Annotated in this window: 13 protein-coding genes; 7 read left to right on the top strand and 6 right to left on the bottom strand. The window is 27.6% G+C overall.

Annotated features, from left to right (window positions below; translation table 4 throughout):
- Positions 1 to 74 precede the first annotated feature (74 nt).
- The 7 genes from F801_RS0102330 to pepF all read left to right on the top strand — a co-directional run bounded on the left by F801_RS0102330 (position 75) and on the right by pepF (position 17832).
- Positions 75 to 1190, top strand: coding sequence for an ABC transporter permease (locus F801_RS0102330; RefSeq protein WP_014335461.1), 1116 nt, complete (start codon positions 75 to 77; stop codon positions 1188 to 1190).
- Positions 1190 to 2161, top strand: a complete 972-nt coding sequence (locus tag F801_RS0102325; protein ID WP_013302188.1) for an ABC transporter permease — start codon at positions 1190 to 1192, stop codon at positions 2159 to 2161. The genes F801_RS0102330 and F801_RS0102325 overlap by 1 nt, the downstream gene beginning before the upstream one ends.
- The gene (locus tag F801_RS0102320) at positions 2161 to 3606 is read left to right on the top strand and encodes an ABC transporter ATP-binding protein (protein ID WP_014335462.1); all 1446 of its coding nucleotides are present in this window, start codon (positions 2161 to 2163) and stop codon (positions 3604 to 3606) included. Before F801_RS0102325 ends, F801_RS0102320 begins: the two co-directional genes overlap by 1 nt.
- Positions 3596 to 4930, top strand: coding sequence for an ABC transporter ATP-binding protein (locus tag F801_RS0102315; RefSeq protein ID WP_014582507.1), 1335 nt, complete (start codon positions 3596 to 3598; stop codon positions 4928 to 4930). The genes F801_RS0102320 and F801_RS0102315 overlap by 11 nt, the downstream gene beginning before the upstream one ends.
- Positions 4918 to 13182 carry a PDxFFG protein gene (locus tag F801_RS0102310; protein ID WP_014335464.1) on the top strand — a complete coding sequence of 2755 codons (8265 nt, stop codon included), beginning with the start codon at positions 4918 to 4920 and terminating at the stop codon, positions 13180 to 13182. Before F801_RS0102315 ends, F801_RS0102310 begins: the two co-directional genes overlap by 13 nt.
- A 14-nt stretch (positions 13183 to 13196) precedes the next feature.
- The gene (locus F801_RS0102305; RefSeq protein WP_020104591.1) at positions 13197 to 15902 is read left to right on the top strand and encodes an ABC transporter substrate-binding protein; all 2706 of its coding nucleotides are present in this window, start codon (positions 13197 to 13199) and stop codon (positions 15900 to 15902) included.
- Positions 15903 to 16002: 100 nt separating this feature from the next.
- Complete coding sequence (pepF, locus tag F801_RS0102300) at positions 16003 to 17832, top strand: oligoendopeptidase F (RefSeq protein WP_014335466.1); 1830 nt, start codon at positions 16003 to 16005, stop codon at positions 17830 to 17832.
- Between the two features lie 60 nt (positions 17833 to 17892).
- Here pepF and F801_RS0102295 read toward each other — a convergent pair whose 3' ends face one another.
- From F801_RS0102295 to F801_RS0102270, 6 genes are all read right to left on the bottom strand, one after another.
- Entirely contained in the window at positions 17893 to 18816 is a 924-nt protein-coding gene (locus tag F801_RS0102295; protein ID WP_020104590.1) for a site-specific integrase, read from the bottom strand.
- A gap of 121 nt (positions 18817 to 18937) precedes the next feature.
- Positions 18938 to 20161, bottom strand: a complete 1224-nt coding sequence (locus F801_RS0102290) for a YbhB/YbcL family Raf kinase inhibitor-like protein (protein WP_014335467.1) — start codon at positions 20159 to 20161, stop codon at positions 18938 to 18940.
- A 221-nt stretch (positions 20162 to 20382) separates the two neighbouring features.
- Entirely contained in the window at positions 20383 to 21507 is a 1125-nt protein-coding gene (locus F801_RS0102285) for an FtsZ/tubulin family protein (protein WP_013302180.1), read from the bottom strand.
- A gap of 56 nt (positions 21508 to 21563) precedes the next feature.
- Entirely contained in the window at positions 21564 to 22460 is an 897-nt protein-coding gene (gene rsmH, locus F801_RS0102280; RefSeq protein ID WP_020104588.1) for a 16S rRNA (cytosine(1402)-N(4))-methyltransferase RsmH, read from the bottom strand.
- On the bottom strand, positions 22460 to 22903 hold the full coding sequence (mraZ, locus tag F801_RS0102275) for a division/cell wall cluster transcriptional repressor MraZ (protein ID WP_013302178.1): 444 nt from the start codon (positions 22901 to 22903) through the stop codon (positions 22460 to 22462). Before mraZ ends, rsmH begins: the two co-directional genes overlap by 1 nt.
- Before the next feature lie 148 nt (positions 22904 to 23051).
- A complete protein-coding gene (locus tag F801_RS0102270) occupies positions 23052 to 24053 on the bottom strand; it encodes an NAD(P)H-dependent glycerol-3-phosphate dehydrogenase (RefSeq protein ID WP_013302177.1) in 1002 nt (333 codons plus the stop codon).
- Positions 24054 to 24198 lie beyond the last annotated feature (145 nt).

Genomic DNA, 24198 nt, shown 5'->3' with positions numbered 1-24198 from the left:
TTATAATTACTAAGAAAATATGCTAATAAAATCTATTAGTGTGTTTTTTTATATTTTTAAAAAAAGGAAATAAAATGCAAACAAAAAAAATAGAATTAAAATTTTCAAAAAACCAAAAACCAAAACAAGAATTTGCCAACGCAAGTGAAATTTCATCAATGTCAAATATTGAAATTGATAATAATCAAATTAACTTAAGTAAAGCACACATTAGAAAAAGGACGAGTTTTTGAGAAGAATTATTTTCAAAAGATTCGGTGATTTTAAAGTTTTTATGAAAATTGTTCAAAATAGTGCTTGAATTTATTGTTGTAGCTTGAATAGTAATAACTCTTGTATTTTTCCTGATAAATTCCACACCAGGTGAATTAGGAATTTTAACAGGATTATCTGAAGCGCAAAAAAAAGCTGAATTAGCTAAATATGGGCTTGATTTACCATTGATTCAAAGATATTTTAATTATTTATGACACTTTATTAATCTAGATTTTGGAATTTCATTAACTCTAAGACCTAGAGTGGATATTAACTCCTTTATTTGACAAAGATTTTTAACTTCATTTTCTGTAGGAATCTTTTCTGTGTTCTTAACAATAGCAATTGGAGTGCCTTTGGGAATATTTGTAGGTAAAAATCCAGGAAAGTTTTTAGATAATTTCTCAACAGTAGCAATTGCAGTTTTATCTTCAATACCTTCACTTGTTTTTTCTTTAATTCTATTAATTATCGGTAAAGCAACAAAAATACCTTATGTATTTGATTTTCAAGATTTTGCAACGTATGTTTTACCAGCAATTGCGCTATCGATTGGTTCAATTGTTTCTTATGTTAGATATATTAGATATGAATTAAATAATGAATTAAACTCAATGCATGCTAAATTTGCATATTTAAAGAATTTAACAAGAAATAGATTTGTTTGAACACATGCACTTAAAGCTTCTTTATTTCCAATAGCAACATTTTTCCCTGGTGTTGTTTTGGGTTCGTTTGTGGGTTCTGTTTTTGTTGAAAAAATCTTCTTAATTGCAGGGTCCGGGGGAATTTTAATTGATGCCATCCAAGCAAAAGACTTTAATATTATTTTATTTTTAGTTTCAATTTATTCTTTACTTACTATTATTTCCTATACATTAAGAGATATAAGTTATGAATTATTAGATCCAAGAATCAGAAGAAAGGCAAGATAATGACCATTACAAAAAACAATTCAATTAGTCAATATTTAAAAGAAGTATCAGCACCAAATGCAGTTTTACAACCATTGGCTTATCAACAATGAAAATTAATGTCTAAAGAGGCAGAAGCTTTTGATAGAAACTTTTTTCAACCAAAGCAAAATGCATTTAAAGACTTTATCAACAGATTTTCTCGTTCATTTGCTGGTGTTTTTGGTGTAATTATCATAGCTTTTCTAATTTTATTGGCAATAATTCTTCCTTTTACTACTGGAAATCCAATTGAAACTAGACCTAATCAAAAAAACTTAAATTACTTTACTGAAAACTTTATTTTAGGAACTGATAATCTAGGTCGTGATGTTTGAGCATTTTTATGACATGGACTTCGTTTTTCTTTAGCTCTTAGTATTATTGTTGCAATAATTGAAGTTGCTGTTGGAACTTTCTTTGGAGTTTTAATGGGTCATTTTCGTATATTTGACAAAGTATTTACCTTTGTAATCAAAGTAGTTTCTAACGTACCAACAATTTTAATTCTAATTTTAATGACACTTGTTTTAAAACCTTCATTTTGAGTATTAGTTTTTGCTTTTAACATTACAGGATGAATTGGATTAGCTAATCAAGTTAGAGCTCAAGTTAAAAGAGCTAAAAACTTCACTTGAGTTTCAGCATCTAGAGTGCTTGGAACTCCAAATAGAAAAATTCTTTTTAACTTCGTACCTTTAATTATTCCTTTATTAATTACTAACGTTGTTTTTGTTATACCAGGAACCATTTTAGGAGAAACTGGATTAGCATTTATAGGGCTTTCATTGCCAAATGTACCAACTTTAGGTAATGCAATTAATGATGGAATACCAATTGTAACACTATATCCTAGATATGTTTTAATCCCAGCATTTTTACTAATTTTATTAACATCAGCTGTGCAAATGATAGGAAATGCACTTCAAGATTCATTAAGGAGACAAAGATAATGCAACAATTAAGAACTACAATTGCTATGAATCCCAAAGTGAATCAAATTGAATTAAGACTTGAAAAGAAATTAGAAAAAAATGTTGCAGATTTTGCTTCGAAGTTACAAGCTATTCAAAATTCAGCAGATTCACAAGAATTAAAAGATAAAAGAATCAAAGCTTTAACTGATGAGTTTAAATCCAGAGAATTTGCTTTGAAAAAACAAGCTCTTAAAGAAAAAAGAAGAGCCGAAACACCATTTTTACAAAGAGTACAAAAGCGTTTTAAATTAGCATATAATAGACAACATTTTGATTTTGAATCTTTTGCAAAAAATGTCCAATATCAAAATTTTTCCTTTGGTAAAAAGAAAATCGTTGCTGAAATTGATAATCTAAGATTGTCCTTTAGTAATCCAGCAATTCATAATTATCGTTCTTTAGTAATTAGAAATACTTCAATTAAATTTTACGAAGGTGAAATTCATGCAGTTATTGGTGAATCTGGATCTGGAAAATCAGTTATTACTTCAGCATTGTATGGTTTAACAGGAAATAATGCAATAATCGAAGAAGGATCAATTAAATTATTTAACAATGAAGTGCAAGATTTTTCCTTTAGAGATTGAGAGTTGTCTAATTACCGTGGAAAAGTCATTTCAGCTGTATTTCAAAACCCAATTTCCACTTTAAATCCAACTAAAAAAGTCGGAAAACAAATTACAGAAGGAATGTTAATTAACGGAATTGTTAAGACCAAAAAAGAAGCAAAAGCAAAAGCAATTGAATATTTAAAACTAACAAAAATCAACAATCCAGAACAAGTAATGGAACTTTATCCACATGAATTATCTGGAGGAATGATTCAACGTGTTGTTATCTCAGCTATTTTATCACTTGAGCCTAAAATCATTGTTATGGATGAACCAACAACAGCTTTAGATACTACAGTGCAAGCTTTGGTTTTAGATATTGTAAGAGATTTACAAAAGAAATTAAAAATTACAATTATCTTCATAACACATGATTTAGGAGTTGTTGCTTCACTTGCTACTTATATTTCAATTATGTACGCAGGTCAAGTTATAGAAGAAGGAACAAGAGATGAAATTCTAAACAATCCACAACATCCATATACTTGAGGGCTAATTTTATCTATGCCAGATTTAAACAAAGGAAGTAGACTCTCAACAATTCGTGGAGTTGTGCCTTCATCGTTAAACGAAATCGTTGGAGATGCTTTTGCAGTTAGAAATGATTATGCTCTTGAACAAGATTTTTATGTAGAACCTAATTTCTATTACTTATCTGAAACACACAGGGTAAAATCAGCACTACTTGATCCAAAAGCACCAAAAGTAAATCCACCTGAATTAATTGCTCAAAAACAAGCACAATGAGCAAGAACACATTCAAGTAATTCAACTAATAGCTTTAAAAATGAAGGAAGATATGGAAGATAAATTTTACTTAGAACATCGAATTAAAAAATATGGAATTCTAAATAAAACAGTAGCAAGAAGACTAACCAAAGGTACTCAAGCTATGTTAGATGCATATCCAGAAAAAGAACAATTAGTTAAATTCAGAAGTGTGGATATTACTTACGGGAGTGGTAAAAATACACTAAAAGCAATTTCTGATTTAAATATGAATATTTACAAAGGAGAAATCCTCTCACTAGTTGGTGAATCAGGAAGTGGGAAATCAACAACAGGTTCAGCACTAGCTGCTTTGACTTCACATAGTTTTGGTTCAATTACTATAGGTAGCGAAACATTACCGCATAAAACAACACAAATTAATTCAAAATTAAATAATTATTTAGTAGCTAATGTACAAATGATTTTTCAAGATCCAGTTAGTTCACTAAATCCTCATAAAAACATTTTCAAAGTAGTTTCAGAAGGAATTGATAATTTAGAGCTTAAAACCAAAGGTGGCATTAAAAAAATTTTTCTCCAAAATTTTGATGAAAATGTTTTTCGAAATTTAGTTGATATTCTAGCAAAAGACAACAACTGATCAGAACATACAAAAGAGTTATATCTAAATAAGTTTTTCCAATTAGAAGAAGAAAACAAAGAGTTAGCTTACGATTATCTCTATGTTAAATTTCTTAATGAATTAGCAGAACAAAACACTCAAAAAGCTCAAGCATATTTACAACAATCACAAGCAACTAGAAAGGAAAAAGAAGCACTTTCAAGCGCAAAACTCAAGTATGAATTGATTTTAGAGATGCTAAAATCCGTTGGTCTAGACGAAAGTGTACTAAAGCGTTTTCCTTTAGAATTTTCCGGTGGTCAACAACAAAGAATTGGTATTTCACGAGCTTTAGTTTTAAGACCAAAATTATTAATCGCTGATGAGCCAATTTCTGCTCTTGACGTTTCCATTCAAGCACAAGTTATTAATATTTTTAAAGATTTAAAACAAAAATATAATTTAACAATTTTATTTATTTCCCATGATTTAAGAATGGTTGAGTACATCTCGGATAGGATAGCTGTTATTAACAAAGGTAAATTATTAGAAATAGGTCCAACCAAAGAAATAATGCAAAATTTTCTACATCCTTATACTAAATCATTAATGGAAGCTATTCCCGCGATTGATTCAACATCTAAATCACTACTTGGTTATGTATATGATCCGCAAATTCATGAATATTCAGAAGATAATCAACCAGAGTGAGTTAATTTGGGTAATAATCACTTCGTTTTAGCTACAAAAGACGAAGTTTCTCAATGAAAAAAAGGAGTTTATAAAACATGAAAAAATTAACAGCAGGAGCTAAGTTTTTAATAGCAACGACTTCAGTTGTAGCTGCATCAGGAGCTGTTATTGGTGGAATTAAATTATACGGAGAGCATAATGAATTAGGTGTTTATCACTTGCAATTAGAACAAAGTGATTCAAATGCAGTAACAAACCTAACTAAAGTAAGTTCTGCAGATTTTCTTGACTCTGTAGGACAAGTTGTAGCAAAATTCGATTCTAACTTAGATCCAAATAATCCTCAAAATGAAAATTCAATGGTTATTTTACAACAAAGAGTAAATGGTAAAATGACTATGTCAGTTAAAGATTTTCGTTTATGATTTTTAAAAACTCACAATCGCCAGACTCCTATCTTTAGAGTAAAAATAGGGTTGATGACATTTATTAATGAATATTTTGAAGCATTAAGTCCTCAAGAATTTGTGGATTATGCAAAATGATTTATTAAAAATGTTTCCTGAGGACCAGAAACTCTTTCACTTTCTTCATTTACCCTTAAAAAAGGAGTTATAGTAAATGGAAATGCAATAACTTTGGGGCAACATCAAGGAAAAAGAAAAGAAGAAACCAATATTACTTTTTACCCTGATGCATTCTTTGGTTCTCTTCCTTTAGCTTCTAATTACGCAGGAAGAGGAAATGGACCTGATAGTTTAACATATCAATTTAATTCACTTGCTTTTACAAAAGAACAATTGCAAGAATATATCAAAACCATTCCGCAAAGATTAGTAATTTCTAACTATCCAGATAAATTCACAGCTGGTGGTGTTGTTGGTCTTGATTTATTATTAGGTAAAAAAATCCACAGATATAGTCTTTATAATGCTTTAAAAGCAACATTGGAAAAAGCAAAACAAAATGCAACACAACAAAGTCAACAACAAACAATTAAAGCACAACAACCTGTGTTTGAAAATGGTTTAAATGATCCAGATTTAGTTTCTATAAAAAATACCAGAGCTGATGGTTCTGTTGAAGTGATAACTCCTACTAAAAAAGCAACTGGATTAAACAAAGACATTTCATTTAATGTTGATTACGATGCAGAGTTAAAAAAACTTGAAGCTCTTAAATTAAAACCAGAAGATACTTATTTTTATGCTTTCAGTGATAAAGACGAACCAAGTGCAAAACATCAGCAATTAGTTGCTAAATTTACAACAGCTTTATACATTTTTGCAAAAAATCACAATATATCTTTGGCCAATAATCCTGAAGTTGTTCTTGATACAACACAAGTAGATAAAGAATATACAATTGAAAAATTAATCAACAAACACAGAGATGCTAATTGAGAACAATATCGTTTATATCCAGATGATGTACCTGAACAATATTTAGAAACTGTTGATTTTGTAATCTCAAATCCAGATTTTGACACTAAAAAAGAAAGAGATTCACAAAATCAAAAACAACTAAAATTTAGTTACAATTTTAGAATTAATCGTTTAGCAAATGGAACTAATAAAGATGAATTAAATTCATTAATGCTTCTTGAATTTATTAAAGAAACACAACCGCAATTAGAAAAATTAGCAACTAACGGATTTAGAAATTTTTATAATTTCCAATCTACAAAAGGAAATACAATTTACCTTTACGAAGATGGTAAAAAAACTACATTTCACCAAAGTTTAGAATACGCTGAAGATAATTATGGTGAAGATTTTGATTTTAAAAAATTAAAAAAAGTTTCAATTTTAGATGTTGTTAAAAAAGACAAAGATCACTTAGAAATTAAACTAACAGATGAAGATAAATATAAAACATATTTAGAACAATTTGCAAAAGATACAACATTTTCAACTAAATTAACACCAGTTTTAAAAACTTTTACTGATTTACAAAAAACTCCAAATTCAAAACTTCCTAATTTATTAAATGCTCTTTCATTTGATGCTAAAACTCAAACTTTATCAATAACTGATCCAAGTTTAGTTTCATTTTTACAAAAACATTTAACTAAATTAAAAGAGTTTTACACCAAACATAATCTTACAAATTCACAAAATATCGACGCTTTACTTTTACAATTAGAAAAGCTTTGAAATAAACAATTAGATGAAGCAGAACTTAATAACACCTATTTAGATTCAACAGATGATGGTGTTACATCTGTTACTGAACAAACTTTAGAAACTAATATTTCTTCATTTGCTTCTTTTGTGGATGCTGCTTTAAATTTGGTTAATACTTTAAATGCTAAACCAGAAGCTAAAGCTAAATCAGATGCTGAATTTACAATTGTAAAAGAAATTAATCTTGCAAGCAACAATCCAGATTTAAAACAAGCTGAAGAAGAATTTAGAACTTTTAAATGATCAGTTAATTACTTTGATAGAGTAACTCCAAGAATAATTAAAGAAAATGATGAAATTATTGATTTAAAACCCACAAAAACTTACACACTATTTCTTGATTATTACGATGGTTTAATTGATACAGTTTTAGAAAATGATCCATACGTTGCAACTGAAATTGACGGCACACATTTAGAAAAATCAATTAATCCAACAACAGGTGAAATAACTTATTCAATAGCGGATGGAAAATATACTGGATTTTATTCAACAGATCGTATTTCTTTCATTTCGTTACTAAAAGCTAGTTCAGATAAGTTTAAAACTACCGGAATAAACTATTTAAGATACGTTGGACAACACGAATATGGTCATCACCAAACACTTCAATATGCCCAAAATATTTCTGAAAAATCCAAAGCAATTCAAGCTGCTGCTTTAACAAGTGGTGGAATTGCAGCTGAAGGTTTATATAACAAAGATATCTTACAACTTTACCTAGATGCAAGATCTTCTGGTCTTAAAATAAGAAGTGCAAATGCAACATATGAACCATCAGCTAATGGTTTGTATTCTAACTATACATTTAACAAAGCAAAAGGTGACATTCCACAACGTTGAGAAACAGAAAAAGATATTTTTGGATCTCGTCCAGGAGAACCCACTGAAGATTTAATCGATAACAAAGCAAGAAGATACTTACAATCTTTTGAAAATTTAAAAACAGCTGCTGATTTAAGAAATCTTAAATTATATGATTTATATTTATTAAACGCATTTGATTTTGATTCAGGAACAATTAGTCCTAAAATCGAAGGAAATTCCGAGTACTTTAAATTAGGTAATGAAGTTCTTTCACGTATTGCTAATAAAGACTCTTTTGCACAAAATGCCCAAGTTAGCTTGCATGATTTAGAACTAACTCCACCTGTTTCTAAAGAAAAATTAGATAAAGAAAAATTTGCTACTTTTGTAAGTGATTTTCTTGATAAAGTATTATCTCAAGCAAACAAAAAAAATCAAGATAAAACCTTTCATATTTCTTTTGATGATTTAAAACAAATTTTTGAAAAAGAATTTAACATTGTAGCAAGCGCAAAATTGGATAATAATTTTACTGAAGATCAAGCTAAATCCATTTATCGTGCAAAAGTAAAAAGAGCACTTGCAGTGTTTTACAAATCAAATCTTTCTTCATTTAATTCATTAATTGATGAACTTGTACAAGAGTTTCAACCTGAGTTAAAAAAACTAGAAGCAGAACAAAAACAACAAAATTCTAATCAACAAAACCAAGCAAATAATCAACCAAATAATCAAGAACAATTATCTAAATTAGCTTTACAAACCAAACTTATTACTTATCAATCACTAGTAAATAATGCTGAAAATTTTAAAAAATTACTTACTTTATTAGAGCGACATCTTGATGTTAAATCTCTTAGTGTGGAGCAAATCTTTGATCAAGTTAAAATTGAAACTTTAGATGATCTTAATAAATATGGAGTTCAACAACTTAAATCTTTATTAGAAAAAGCCAAAAATAAACAAGCAGGATTTGAAAATGTTACTCAAGAACAAATCGAATCTTTAGAAAAAAATATTGAATTATTATCTCAACAATATAAAACTTTACCTTCTGGAACAGGTAAAACAAAAATTCCTGAAGGATTTTTCCCTCAAGATTGAGTATTACTTCAATTCAAATCCATTGTAGATGTTTTACTTTTAGCAATAAACACTGAAGTAAGTGATTTACAAGCACAAATAGCTCAACAAAATGAACAATTAAAAGCATCAAAAGATCAAAATACAAACAAAGCTGCTCAAGACAAATTAGCACAGTTAAATCAAAAATTAGAAAGTTTTTTACAAAAACAAAAATTATTTAATGAAATAAAAGATAATCTCTTTGGTGATAACAGTAATTTAGAAGAATTAAGTAAAGCGCCGGATAGTTATATTTTAGGAAGTGATATTAATAATCTTTACAACAGATCTTTAGTAGATGGTAAAGGAAACATCATTAAATTTGATGACAAAGGTCAAATTATTGCAGGAACATATGAAACATATCCTTCAGAATCTGATCCAAAAATAATGAAGTTTAAAAACTTTAAACCAACATTATTTTACAAAAATGGAAGACCTTTAATTGATATAAACACTTTTGATGATCCAACATCTTATTCAGAATTAAAAAAAGCAATTGATAAATTAACAAGTTCATTTAATTCCAAATTAATAAAAAAATATGAAAATAATGGATGAGATACATCATCAAGCATTTCCACATGAAACTTTAAAACTAGCGATGGAGTTGCTAATTCTAAAAATCCAGCAAATGCAAGTAAATATTGAACTTTTTTAAGCCAGTTTTTAAATGGTAACCTTAGAGAATTTTTCTATTCTTATGACGATTTTAAAGACACAAAAGAAAAAAATTTAACTTTTAGTCTTGATTTAAGCAAACTCAATAACTCAACTTTAGATTTAACTAAAGAAGTTCAAGATGTAGTAGAATCAAGAATAGCAGGAGTACGTAATTCACAAAATAAAACTGTTAAAGATGAATATATAAAGCTCATTTATTACTATTACTATAATCTAAGTGGCCGAATTAATCCAAAAACTAATGTTGAAGTTAATTTTGATTCATTTACTAAAGATTACAGAACTAAATTAGGAAATAATTCTAATTATTCATATCCACAAAGTGATCAAATTGACTTTAGAAATAAAGATGAAAAAGGTAAAGTATTTGATTTAAATGCTTTTAAACTCAAATATGGTTACTATAATGATGAAGCATTTAATAAGTTAACTCCAGAACAAAAAAACTTAATAAAACAAGATAGTTTTTACTCAGATGCAAAAGAAAAAGATTTATTTGCTAATCTTAGTGATTTAGTTTCATTAAGAAGTTCTTCATTTTACAAATTGATGAATCTAATTTTATTTATAGCACGTCAACAAAGATCAGTTATTGAATCTAAAGTTATAGACAACATTAACAGTAAATTGAAAGGTACTCAATATGGTGAACTTAATACAAGTTTATCAATTTATAGAAACTTCTTAGATTTATCAAGCATATTTGACATAGTTGCAGATAAAGTTTTAGATTCTGTAAAAATCCATAACAATGCTACAAATAAAGATTTAGATAAAAAAGATGTTGAATTTTTCCTTAATTTATTAAAAGAATATTTCAAATATTATAGTTTAGGAGAAAGAAGAAGACAGCAATTACTATCACTAACAAGTGCTTCTATGCCAATGGCAAAAGTAATTAAAATAGGAGATAATGAGTATTATCAAAATCCAAAATATGATTACTTAGTAAAATTAAAATCTTCAAATGCCAAAATTATTTTAGATGCTACTTATACTGCGCCTAGAACAGAAACTTCAAGAACAGAAATTTCCATTCTTAAATCTTCATTGTGACAATTATTAAATCTTGATTATGATTTTTTAGAAAGCCAATTGAAAAAGAAAGATACTGCTACAGGAAAACAAGTCACCAAAGATATAACTACTAAATTCTTTGGGCAAAAAGGTGAATTTGCCTTTAAATCTAAAGTAGAAAATGGTAAAACCGTTCTTGATAAATCTAAAATTTATCTAGATAATTGAGATAAAGAAGAATTTTTTGACAAAAACTTTTTTGTTAAAAACAAAGAAAATGAACAACAAACAGTCTTTACAACTTTGGCTTCATTTATAGATTTTATTTCAATTGATGTTTATAAATTTAGAATAGCTCAAGATGATAATCAAGAACTATATCGTACTTGAGATGTAGATTATGCCCTTACTAAATTTGATTTATACAACTATATTTTAGAACAAGAGAAAAAACCTCTATTTAATGGTGATTTTACAATAAAAACTAAAGCAGAATTACTTGCAAAATTAAAATTAGTTCTTAGTGATAAAACAGATGAAGAACTTGAAGATATGGTGCAAAATACTGCAAATGAATTAATGGATAAATTTGAAAAATCTTCATTTAATTTATTAATTAAAAATAACAAATTCACAAATAAAAATATTGATCAATTATTCTTATCTAATGTAGGTTATAGTGGATTTAACACTATAGATTTAAGCAGAGGTGAAGCACTTGCATCTAATGGAATAGATACAATGTATAACGTTGACCCTTCTATTTTACAACTTCAAGAAGCATTAGCAAGCCAAAGTAGAATCGGAATTGATTACATTTCACAAATTGATACTACTAATTCTTTAAATTTAGATACTGCAAGTATTTTAAAATCTAATATAGAAAAAGATGACGCTTCAAAATCAAGAATTAATAGATTATTATCACGTTATTTAAAAGATAAAAATATTGATATCTCCAATGCTAGATTATTTGAACTTCAATATTTAATAGGAACCAAAGATTTATTTACATATTCAAATTTAGCAACTAAAAATCAATGATATAGAGAATTAGCTGATTCAACAAGATATTTCACAACTGATCTGAACTTTAGCTCAATAGATAAATTTAATTCATCAAGATTTGAAAATAGAGTAAGCGATTTCTTCTCTGATTATGTTTATAATTATGCAGAATCACTAACTAGAGATTTAGTACAAACAACTTATCTTCCTTCAACTACTACATTAAATAATATCCCTTCATATTTAAATGGATTTTCTGAAAAAAATACAGGTTATGAGTTCTTTGTTGATCCAAGTTTTTCTAAAAAATGACTTCAATCATATACAAATCCTGTTTCTCTATCACAAGGAAAAGGTTTAGGTTATGATTTTACATCTAATCCATCCATTGCTAACTTTTATGTTCATATGTTTGAATCAGATTTAAATAAACAATATGCAGATTTAGCAAAAATTTACAGAGCTGCAGCACAAGATAAACAAGTACTTATAGAAGCAGCTATTTCAAAAAGACAATCAGAACAAACTCAAGAACAAAAAAACAAATTAGAAGCATTTAAAAATGCAAAATGAGATAACTACGAATGATTAGATGATGATAAAAAAGCTAAAATTTTAGATATTAAAAAAGAAATTCAAAAACAAACTCAAGAAACCGATGAAGAAATCAGTAAAATAGATGCAATAGCTTCTGATCAAGTTAACAAATATATTACTCCAACAGTTTCAGCATTAGATAGCCTTTGAAAAACTTTCTATGGACCCTTTGCACAAGATAATGCATATAGTGGAGTTGGGCCAAAAGTAAGACTAAATAGATCAACTCAACAATATGTAAGATTAGAAAACTACATTGGATTTACTAATTATTCAAATAATGGGTTCTTCAAAGATCGTTTCCAAAGAAAAGTACTTGATTGACAAATTTATGATGAAAATCGTGAAAGTATTAAAGATGACAACATAAGTATTAAAGATCTCAAAGGTAACAAAGTAACAGATAGAGCTTCTGCTGTTTGATACTATACATTAGAATCACAAGGTATAGGAAGACAAACAATTTCTTCACTTTGAAGAGATCATTTAAGAGATCAAATTGCATTTTGAGGATACAACACTTTAGCTGATAATGACAAGCTTGAATACTTAGCTTTTGAAGATCCAACTACTGGTCAAAGATATTTCTTAAAAGTACAAAAAGAAAACACAAACAACATTTTCTACTTTAAACGTCAAGCAGATGAATCTTCTAAATGAACATTAAAAGATGAAGGATATGCTTCTTGAGTAACTAACTGATCCATTTTATCTACTTTTTCTAATGCTTTAATTAATCCAGGTGTTAAAGGCGAAAAAAGATTAAGAATTTTCTTTGCAGATAAAAACAAAAATGAGTTAAAAGGTTTATTACATTTACCAGCGGATACAACTTACTTAGCAGAAAATGGAAAAATTTATACACAAGCTCCAGTTTATATAGAAAAAACCAAAGATAATCAATACTTCATAACAATTAAGAGTCAATTTAGTTAAAAAAAGGAATCAATATGAAAAAATCAAACAAAATTAAATTATTACTATCATCTTCTTTGCTTTTTTCGCCTTTGGTAGCTCTTGCTTGTTCTCCTGCTAGTGAAACTAATAACTTTAACTCTTCTGATGCAAAGAAAGAATTAGCATCTTTTGGAATTTCTATACCTCCTATTAACACTTTAAACTATATAAAATCTAATGCTACATTTAAAATAATGCCATCATTAGTTGAAGGTTTAGTAAAAACAGCACCAGCTGCTAACACCGCAATTGGAAATATTTTAAAATTACCAACTATTACTTTTGAAAACTACAAAAGTAGTGTTCCAGAAACAGTGGGTTCAAAAATTTTAAAAAATAGAGACGCTATTACTGATCAAGGAAGTAGTTATCCAATTGCTAATTTTGGAGTTACCACAGGAGTTTTAGCTCCTTCTGGGCAAAATTCCCCTTCATTTATTGGAATTCAAAACTCTGAAAATAAGTACGTTACTTTTTTATCACATTTAAACAAAGGTGCTTCTAAATGATCAAATGGTGATCCAGTAAAAGCACAAGATTTTATTGATACTATTTTATACATCGTAGATACCAACACAGCTTCAACTAGATTAAATGAGCTCTTAAATATGGATATTAAAAATGTCAGAGCAATGAGAGATGTGCAAAATGATTACTTAAAACAATTTGGAATTATTTATAAAAATCCTTTTGGTAGAAGAAGATTCATAAAAAATGAAGAAGGACAAATTGTCGAGGATCAATCCCAACCAATTTTTCAATCTGAAAACAAAGGTGATGAAGAATTAGTTAAAAAAATGCAAACTATTGCAAGATCAATAGGTCTTTATACAGGAAGAATTTTCAATGAATTCTCCAATCAAGAAATAAGAACAATTTTAAAAGACAATAAAGCATTAAATCCTTCATTTTCTGTTAATTCAACACAAATTTCCTTTTTAAATGATAAAGGCCAACAAGTTACAAAAACACTAACTAAAAACCCATTTTTAGATCCATTACAAGAATTTGATGGTCCAGAACTTACTGCAAAATATGATGCTTTTGCAGCTGATGAGTATGATTTAAGAATTGAATTTGAAGATTCAGCACCAAAGTCATTAACCGATTTATACGCTAGAGTAATAACTTCTTCTTTACTTTTACCAATTAATAGAAAATTTGTTGAATATGATTTAAAAAACAGAGATGACTTAGGATCAGAACTTTCTAAATTTCTTTGAAATGGACCTTTTGATATTAAAGATTTAAAACTAGGTCCACAAGGAAATATGCTTTTAACTAAAAGAGCTTCTTATTATTCAGCTGATAAAACTGTTCCTGATGAAGTCAAAGTCTTTTTTGCTGATCAACCTGAATTAGTATCTAACTTATTCTCTGATGGTTATATTGCTTTTTCACAAATTTCACCAGTTTTTCAAAAGAGATTTTGATCTGAGTTAGCAAGTAGAAAATACATGGAAAAATCCCAAGGATATGGAACCATTGCTCTGCAATTTAATTTAGATCATTCTAAAAGAGGAAATAGTTATTTACAAGATCCTGATTTAAGAAAAGCTATCTATTACGCTATTAATCGTGAAGCTATGCTTAAATTATCACAGTTGGATTCTTCATTTGGAGTTACAACTTGAACAGCTTTTGGTCAAGCAAAAACAGAACGTGGAATTAATCTTGAAACATTTTTTGATGGACAAACTTTTAAAACTGAATACGTTGAAAATGGAAAACAAAAAGAATTCCCAATTCAATCACTACCTTTTATTGATCACTTAGCTAAAAGTTATAATTTTGAAAACGTCTCACGTAAAGATCCTTCATATGATGTAAAAACAGCTAATTTTTACTTGAATAGATTCAAAGCAAAACATCCAAATTTAAAACAAATAAAACTAGAATTTATTTATTCAGGAGCTAGTCAAACCGGAATTGCAATTGGAATCCAAGATCAAATAAATCGAGCATTTAATAAATTTATTGATGTTGATATAGTTGCTCTGCCTGAAAATATTTACAAAGAAAGAATAATTAGTGGTGATTTTGATCTTACAACACAAAACTTTGATACTTTTGGTTCTACAGCACAAGGTTATATAACTGCATTTTTTACAGCTGATGAAATTAACCCAGAAGATAATAAATTCAATGGTTTAGTTTACAATCCTTCTTCTTCATTTACTTATCAAAATTGATGAATGTCACTTACTAAACAACAACAAGAAGAAGTAGTAAAACGTTTAGAAATTGAAGGTAAATTTTTATCTAAATTCAAAGAATTAATTACAAGAAAAATGGAAATCGATCCAAAAACCAAAAAAGTAAAAACTAAACCAGTAATTAAACAATACAAAGATTCAAAACCAGTTTATGCAACAGATATAAACGGTAATGTAATCACAAATCCAATTTTTTCAGAATCTACTACTGATTACAACGAAAGAGTCAATGCCTTTTTTAACGGAGTATTTACTCCTGAAGAAAAAAGTGAGGGTTGAAACTCAATTGAAGTCTTTAAATTAATTGCTGTATTTGAAAAAATATTAAGAGAAAGTGCTCCAATTGTACCATTGATGGAAGTAGATACTTACTGAACAATTTCTCGACTAAGAGGTGTCGGAAGTACATTTACCTTCTCACTCCAATTTGCTTTTGATATTAATAATAATACAAAAGGTTTACCTGTAGAAGCAAATAATTAAGTATAAAATTCCTCATTAAAACAAAAACTAATCAAGAAAAATTCCTTGATTAGTTTTTATTATTTAGTAAAATTTTAAAAACAAAAAGAAAGAGTAAATTATGAAAACATATAAAAAATATGAAGACATTCCTTTAAAATATCGTTTTGATTTAGAAGATTTACTAGAAAATAAATCAGTTGAAGAACATCTCAAGCAAATAGATATTTATAAAGAACAAATATTAGCAAAAAAAGATACTCAATTTGATTCAGCTAAAAACTTTTTAGAATACACAAAAGTTTTTGAAGATTTTTCTATTTTTACAAACAAATTACACAATTATATTTCTAATAAATTAAATACCAATTTAGTTGATCCGCTTTTTAACAAATATTTTGGTGAATTTAGTTATAAAATTTCACAATTTGAATCACAATTAGGTTCGGTGGAAAATTTATTTTTTCAAAATATTGACAAAGTTATGAGTTGAAAAGATAATGAAGAAGTTAAAATTTACAAAAAGAAAATTGATTTTTTAATTGAATCTAAAAAACATAAATTAGCAGATGAAGTAGAAGAGTATTTATCTAAAACTTCTTTTGGAAACATTGAATTAGATTCTACTTTTTCAATTTTAAACAACTCTGAAACTAAATTTAAATCAGTAAAAACAAGGCAACAAAAATCTCTTCCACTTACTATTTCAACTTATAGCAAATTGTTAAAAAACAAAGACGAATATGTCAGAGAACAAGCTTATAAAAATTATTTACAAGGATATTTAGTTCACAAAGAAACTTATTCTTCACTTTTGTACCAACATGTTAAAAAAATATCTACCGAAGCTAAAATTAGAAATTATCCTTCATTAGTTGAGTATTGCATTTATCCTGATAAAATTTCTAAATCTTTATTAGAAAAACTTTTTAAAAATGTGCAAGCAAATGCAAAAGGAGTAAATAAGTTCAGAGCTGCGAAAAAAAGCTTTTTTAAAGCTAGATTCAACAAAAATTTAAGACCTTGAGATAATTTGGTACCATTGGTCAAAATCAAACAAAACTACACAGTAAAAGAAGCACAAGATTTTGTTTTAAAAGCAATTTCACCTTTGGGTTCTGAGTATAAAAAAGTAGTTACAGAAGCCTTTGAAAAAAGATGAGTTGATTATTACAATGTGAATAACAAAGTAAGTGGCGCTTATTCAATTGGTGGAACATATGGAGTAAATAAAAAATATATTTTAATGAACTTTGATTTTAGTTTTAATTCAGTTTCAACATTAGCTCATGAATTAGGACATTCTATGCATTCATATTATTCTGATAAATCACTACCGTATGCCCAAGCTAGTTATCCTATCTTTTTAGCTGAAATAGCTTCAATTTTTAACGAATTGATGTTAAATGATTACGTAATTTCAAATACTAAAGACAATAAAGTTAAATTTAGTCTTTTAGAAGAAGCAATTTCAGATTTTTACCAAACAGTAATTAAACAAACTCAATGAGCACAATTTGAATACGAACTTTACAATCTAGTAGATCAAGGGGTTCCAATTAACTCCTATAGTGAAATGGAAAAAGTTTATGTTAATGTTTTAAACCAATATGAAACAAATAAACAAAAACACAAACTTAATCAACCACAAAATATTTATTCAGTAATTGTTCCTCATTTTTATTATGGATATTATGTTTACAAATATGCAATTGGTTTTATCGTAGCTAATGTATTTTTTCAAAAATATAAAGAACAAGGAACCAAAGCTCTTGAACAATATATTGCTAAATTCTTATCAGCTGGAGGATCTAATTGACCTGCATTGATCTTAAAAGACGCAGGAGTGGATTTAGATGATGATAAGATTTACCAACAAGCTTTTGCTGTTTTTAATAAAAATATTGAAGAATATATAAAATTAGGTAAAAAACTATTTACAAGCAAATAATTTAGAAAAACAAAAGGGTTTCCTTTTGTTTTTCTATTGCGTGAATTGATTTTATTAATATTAGTTAATTAGTGTTGAAATAGAACGCATTACTATGTCGATATCTTTGCTTTCTAATTCATTAATTATATGTAAATAAACTCTTTCTGTTGTGTTCATACTTGCGTGACCTAAACGTTTAGCTACCGAAGCAATAGAAACACCAGCGTAGAGTAAAATAGAAGCATGAGTGTGTCTTAATCCATGTAAAGAAATTTGTGGGATGTTAACTGAAAAACATTTTTTATGTAGTATTTCATTAATTGTTGAATTAAAAATTTTGTGATTAAATAAAAAAATAGGCTGATTTTGTGGTAGATTAGCAACTAAAGTTGAAAATTGTGAACAAGTTTGTCAATCAAGCGGTATTTTTCTTATAGAAGATTTGTTTTTAGTTGGAAGAAAACCACCGTCTTCTTTGTAATTTCAAGTTTTTGAAATGTTTAAAATTTGCTTTGTAAAATCAAAATCAGCAGGTGTAACGGCAATTGCTTCAGAGTATCTAAGTCCTGTTTTAGCAATTAATAAAATTAATCAATCATAGTTAATTGTTGTTCTTAAATCAAGAGTTTTTAATAACAATTGTAGTTGAAATAAACTTAAAAACTTCGGCCTTTTTTTAGCTGGTGTTTTGCCTTTGATTACAACATTTCTAGTTGGATCTTTTTTAATAAATCCATCTTCAAAAGCATCGAGTAAAACTCTTTTAATATGATGATGAAAATCAAGTGTTGTTGATTTTTCATGATCTTTTGCATACGTATTTAAAATTTCTTGATATTTGTATCTATCAATTTCTTTTAGTTTTAGATCAGGAGCTAATTTAAGAATTCAATCCAATGTAGTTTGATATTTTTGAAAGCTAATTGATCTTATAGAATCTTTTTTATACAAATATATTCAGTTTTTAAAATATTGATGAAATAGTATATCTAATTTTTTCATTTTCCTCCGTATCAATTCACACACAAAAACAAAATCAATGAAGAAAATGAAGGATTTTGAGCAATTCATTATTTAAAAAATAAAAATTACTCTCATATTTTTAAGAGAGTAATTTTTTGTATTAATATTGTTTAATTTTGATTACTTTTTCTGATTTAGCGATTACTTTGGATTTAATTTTCCTATATACATCCGCTAAATTTAACTCCCGATTTAATTCTTGTTGATATTGTAATCAATCGATTTCTTGATTTAAACCATAAACTTTTAGAAGATGGTTTCCTTGATTATTTGAAAGTGATGGAATATATGCTAATCCATATCCATTTAAAATTGAATCAAATGCTTTTGGATCTAATTGCGCTGCTTTTGCAATATTAGCCAAACTAATTGAAGCAAAAGAAGTAGAAATTTTTACATTTTCTTTAGCTTGTGAAGAAACAATGAGATCATTTGCAAAATCTGATGTTTTAATTCCTACTTTTACTCATTTAACAAGTGAGACGCCAAGAGTTGTATTTTCAGCTGTGCTATAAAGTATGATGACATATTCTTTAACATCATTGAGTTTGTTTCATTTTAACACTAATTCCTCAGCTTGAAATTGAGCTTCTTTAGATAAATTCATTACGTTTTTTGTTTCTAATAAGTAGGTATCATCACCAATTTTGCTAAAGGAATCAGAGAATATGGCAAAATCTATTATTTTTTCAGTAGCAAAAAAGTTTTGCTGATCTTTTGCTAACGGAGCGTTTAATTGTTTTTGGCTAAGATTTAATTGCTCTAGATGATAATCTTGATTCATTTTTGTTTTTGCACGATATAAAAAGGTAGTAAAACCTTGATCAATTACTTTGTTAGCGATTAAATTTAAAAAATCATCATAAAATAAATCCATCTTTTTTAATTCAGGATTTGTTAAAAAAATGTCTTCTACATTTAAAGCATAAACACGTAGTTCATAGTTATGATCTTGATCAGGAGGAAATGGACCAAAATAAACACCGTTTGGATGGTCATTATAAAGTGCTTGGAGTAAATATTTTGTTGCTTTATTTGTTAAACTATTTTCAAATTGAAAAATTTTATCCCTATTTTGAAATGAAAAATCCCATCCTAGTTTATTGGTTTTAATATTAGCAGCTACTCAGTGAATAAAAATAATTCCCATAGCTCCTGTTGCTTCTAGATCAATTAAAGTAATAGCGTATGACTTAGCCCCTTTAACTTTGCTTCATTTTAAAGGAAAACTAACTGTATTTTTGTATTTACCACCTAAATTAGCATTTCCAAATTCTGTGTGTAACACACCATCTTTTACATCTTTAATTTCGATTTTTATCATAGCTAAAATTTTAAAACAAAAGTAAAAAAAATGTTTGAAAATAAACAAAAAACCAATTTATTTTTCTAAACTGGCATTTGTGGTACATAACTTCATAGACCTCGTTTTGTACTTATGAGTTTGCTAGTTTATTAAATTCAATTGGCTTTTTGTATAATAAGTGTTATAAATAAATTAATGGTTTTGTTGTTGTAGGTGATTAGATTTTGAACTTATGTGATTTAAAAATCAGCTCCAAAGGGATTTGATAAATCATCGCCACCTTGTGATGCTTGTGCATCTTGATCATCTTCAAATTCTAAGTTATTAGAGTGTTTATTAAATGTACGTGGTTCTTCTTGGATCTTATGATTTATTTGTGATGTAAGAGTTAAATGTGATTCATCACCTGAGATGATTAAACCTACTTTAATGTTTTCATCTAGTTCTGGTGCTAAATAAATACCACAAGAGTATTCAAAATTACGTGCACCTTTAGATTCTAGAAATTGAACAATTGTATTGATGATTTCTCTTTTTTCTTCTGAATAAGAATTTTTAGCTGAAATTATTATAATTACTTGTTTAGTTAATTTAAAATCAAAATCAATAACTGAATCAATCAATGCTTGTTGAGCTGCTCTTTTGGCCCTTTGACCATTTTGTTTTCCAAATCCTAAGCCTGAATTTATGAACAATTTTTTGTGGTTTCTAATTGCTTTTCTTAAGATTGAAAAATCAATTTCTACAAAAGCTTGTTTACTAATTAAATCAATAATAGTTTGAATAATATCAAAAATAATTTGATTAGCTTTTGTAAAAGAATCTGAAATACTTATGCCGTTGTATAGCTCCGCGATTTTAGAATTGGAAACTACAATTAGCGCGTCTGAATTTTCTTGTAGTTTTTTAATTCCTTCAGAAGCTCTTGAAAGCCTTTTACTATCTTCAAAATCAAAAGGTTGGATAGCAATAGCTATAGTTAAAGATTTCAGAGTTTTGGCTACTTTTGCAAAAATATGTGAAGCTCCAGTCCCTGTTGCTCCGCCCATACCGGCAAGAATAAATAGTAGTTTAGTATCTACTAATTGTTTTTTAATATCTTGCTCTGCTAAAAGAGCTGCCCGCTCAGCTTGAATCGGATTTAATTCAAATCCTGATTCTGAGCTTTTGTCATCTAATAACATAGTTTGTGAAGGATTAAAAAATCTTAACGTATTATTTCCTGTTTTGGTAGTTACTAACAAATAAGAAATATCTTGAAGTTGTCTATGTTTGAGAAAATCCACTAAGATGTTTGCCCCACAGCCACCTATAGCGATGATTTTAGCTTTGATTACTTCAGAGTTTTGGTTGTTATTTGACATTTTTCCTTCTCATGTTATCTTTTCAATTAATTTTTATATAGAAAATTAAAGTATTTTTAATTTATAAGTTTTGTGAGCACTCTTAATTTAGCACTTTTTGCACGTTTGTTATTATCTATTTCTTTTTGATTTGCTCAAGTAGTTTTAACTAAATATTTTGCTTGGGTTGTTTCAAAAAATAAAGTTTGGTTTTGCTTGAGTAATTGTTTAAAATAGTTTTTAACAATTTTATCTTCTAAAGAATGAAAAGTAATAATTGCTAATTTGCCATCTTTTTTTAAGAATTTATCTATTTTGGATAAAAAGATATTTAGTGATTCAAGTTCTTGATTAACCTCAATTCGAATTGCTTGAAAAACATTTTTAGCAGGGTTTTTCTTTCTAAGTACAAAGTTAGGTAATGATTGTTTAATTATATCTACAAGTTCAGTTGTATAAGTAATAGGTCTTAGTTTTACAATATTTTCAGCAATATTATTTGCAAAAGGTACTTGTCCATAATTTGTGAATATATTAACTAATTTTTCTTTTGAGTATTCATTTACTAACTCATAAGCTGAAAAGCTTTGAGCTTGATTCATTCTCATATCCAAACGAGCTTGTTTGTTGTATGAAAATCCTCTATTGGCTTGATCTAACTGAGGTGAAGATACTCCTAAATCAAGTAATACACCATCTACTTTGTTGATTTGAAGTTTTTTTAGTTCTTGATCAAAATCTTTAAAATCAGATCAAATAAATTCAATATTTGAAGAAATTTTTAAGAGTTTTTCTTTTGTTTGTTCAATTGCTTGTTTGTCTTTATCAAAGACTATAAGCTTGCCACTAGTAAGTTTTTTTAAAATTTGAGTCGAATGACCACCACGTCCTAAAGTAAGATCTAAATAGATACCATCTTCTTTAATATTAAGCTGATCAATCACTTGATCAAGCAAAACAGGTATATGATCCATTAAAGTTCAACTCCAGATTCTAATAGTTCTTTTTCAAGAGTTTCGATGTTATCAGCATCTTGGAATTGACTTTGTAGTTGATTGAATCTATCTTTTGGTCAAATTTCTAATTTTTTCCCTACTCCAACAAGTATGAGCTCTTTGTTTTGAATAGCAGAGAGTTCTAGTAGATTCTTTGGTAAAAGTACTCTTCCTTGTTTGTCTGGAGAAACCTGAGTTGTATTAGAGAAGAAAAATCTTGCAAAGTTCCGAATATTTTTGTTTAATGAGTTTGCTTGTGAGATTTTGTTCTTAATTTTGTCAAATTCTTCGGCAGAACGTATTTCTAGTACTTGATCTAAGCTAAGACTAATATAAAATACATTACCTAATTCTTGGCGATAAATGCTAGGAATTGCTAATCTATTTTTTTCATCTAATGTTCTTAAATTTGTCCCATACATATCTACTTTTTACCACTATTCCCCACTATTATATATTAATTTTTAAAATACAAAGATTTTTTTTAAATTTTTTTTAAAATAAAAACTCAGATAGTGAGTATATTAACTAACTTTCTGAGTTTTTTTATTTACAATATTATTATTATTATTAATCTTCTAATTTCAAATTTCTATTTCAAAGCTTTTTGATAATATCATCTAAATTATGATCTTGATAGATAATTTGATAAAGGGATAAAGCAATTGGTAAATCTAGGTTATTGGTTTTTGCAATTTTGATTACATTATCAAGTGCAACTAAGCCTTCAACTGTTTTACTTGTCTGTAAAGCTTTTTGTTTATCTTGGATAAATTCATATCCAAATGAATAATTTCTTGATAAGTCAGATAGTGCAGTTACAATTAGATCACCAAGACCTGTTAGACCCATTAAAGTGGTATCTTGGCCACCTAAGAATGAGTTTAATTTTCTTGCTTCAGAAAGCCCACGTGCTAAATAAGCTGCTACTGTATTAATACCAAATCCTTTTGAAAAAAGCATTCCTGATCCAATAGCTAAAATATTTTTATATGCTGAACCAATTTCTGCTCCTATTTCATCTTCTACTAAATAAGTACGAAAATAAGAATTAGTAAATAGTGGTTGTACTTGTTTGGAAATATTACTATCCTTATTAACCAAACAAACAAGTGTATGAGCTTGTTTTATAATTTCTTCAGCATGTGATGGTCCTAGCAAAGAAACTATTCCTTTTACATATTTATTATCTTTAGCTTCTTGACGCATTCCTTGTTGTAAAGATAAAAAAGTATTTGGATAAAAACCTTTTGATGCATTAATGATATACACTTCATTATTAGTTAATTGTAATATTTGTTTAAATACAACATCTACTACTTTTGAAGGTAAAGCAATTACAATATAAGCAACATTATTAAGTATTTGTTCTAAATTATTACTTGTATTAAAATGTGGAATTTGTGTAGAACTTGGAAAATATTTTAAATTTTTTCCTTGTGAGAGTTGTTCTAATTCTTCATTATCTATTCCATAAATTCAAATATTTTTAAATCCTGAATCATAAATAACTTTGGCTGTGGCAGTAGCCATAGCTCCTGAACCTATAATACTAATTTTTTGTAATTTCATAATTTAAAATTCTAATTGAAAAAAGCTTTTAAAAAACAAAAAACCCAACAAATATTGGGTTTTTTGTTTGTAATTTCTTTTTAAGTAGTTTTTTGTGATCCTGATTCTGAAGATTTAGGAGCTGCTTCTTGTGATCCTGATTCTG

This window comes from Mesomycoplasma hyorhinis ATCC 17981, from assembly GCF_000383515.1.
GTDB classification, from domain to species: domain Bacteria; phylum Bacillota_I; class Bacilli_A; order Mycoplasmatales; family Metamycoplasmataceae; genus Mesomycoplasma; species Mesomycoplasma hyorhinis.
The sequence above is the reverse complement of the archived record's forward strand: the minus strand, read 5'-3'. Positions and strand labels throughout refer to the sequence as shown.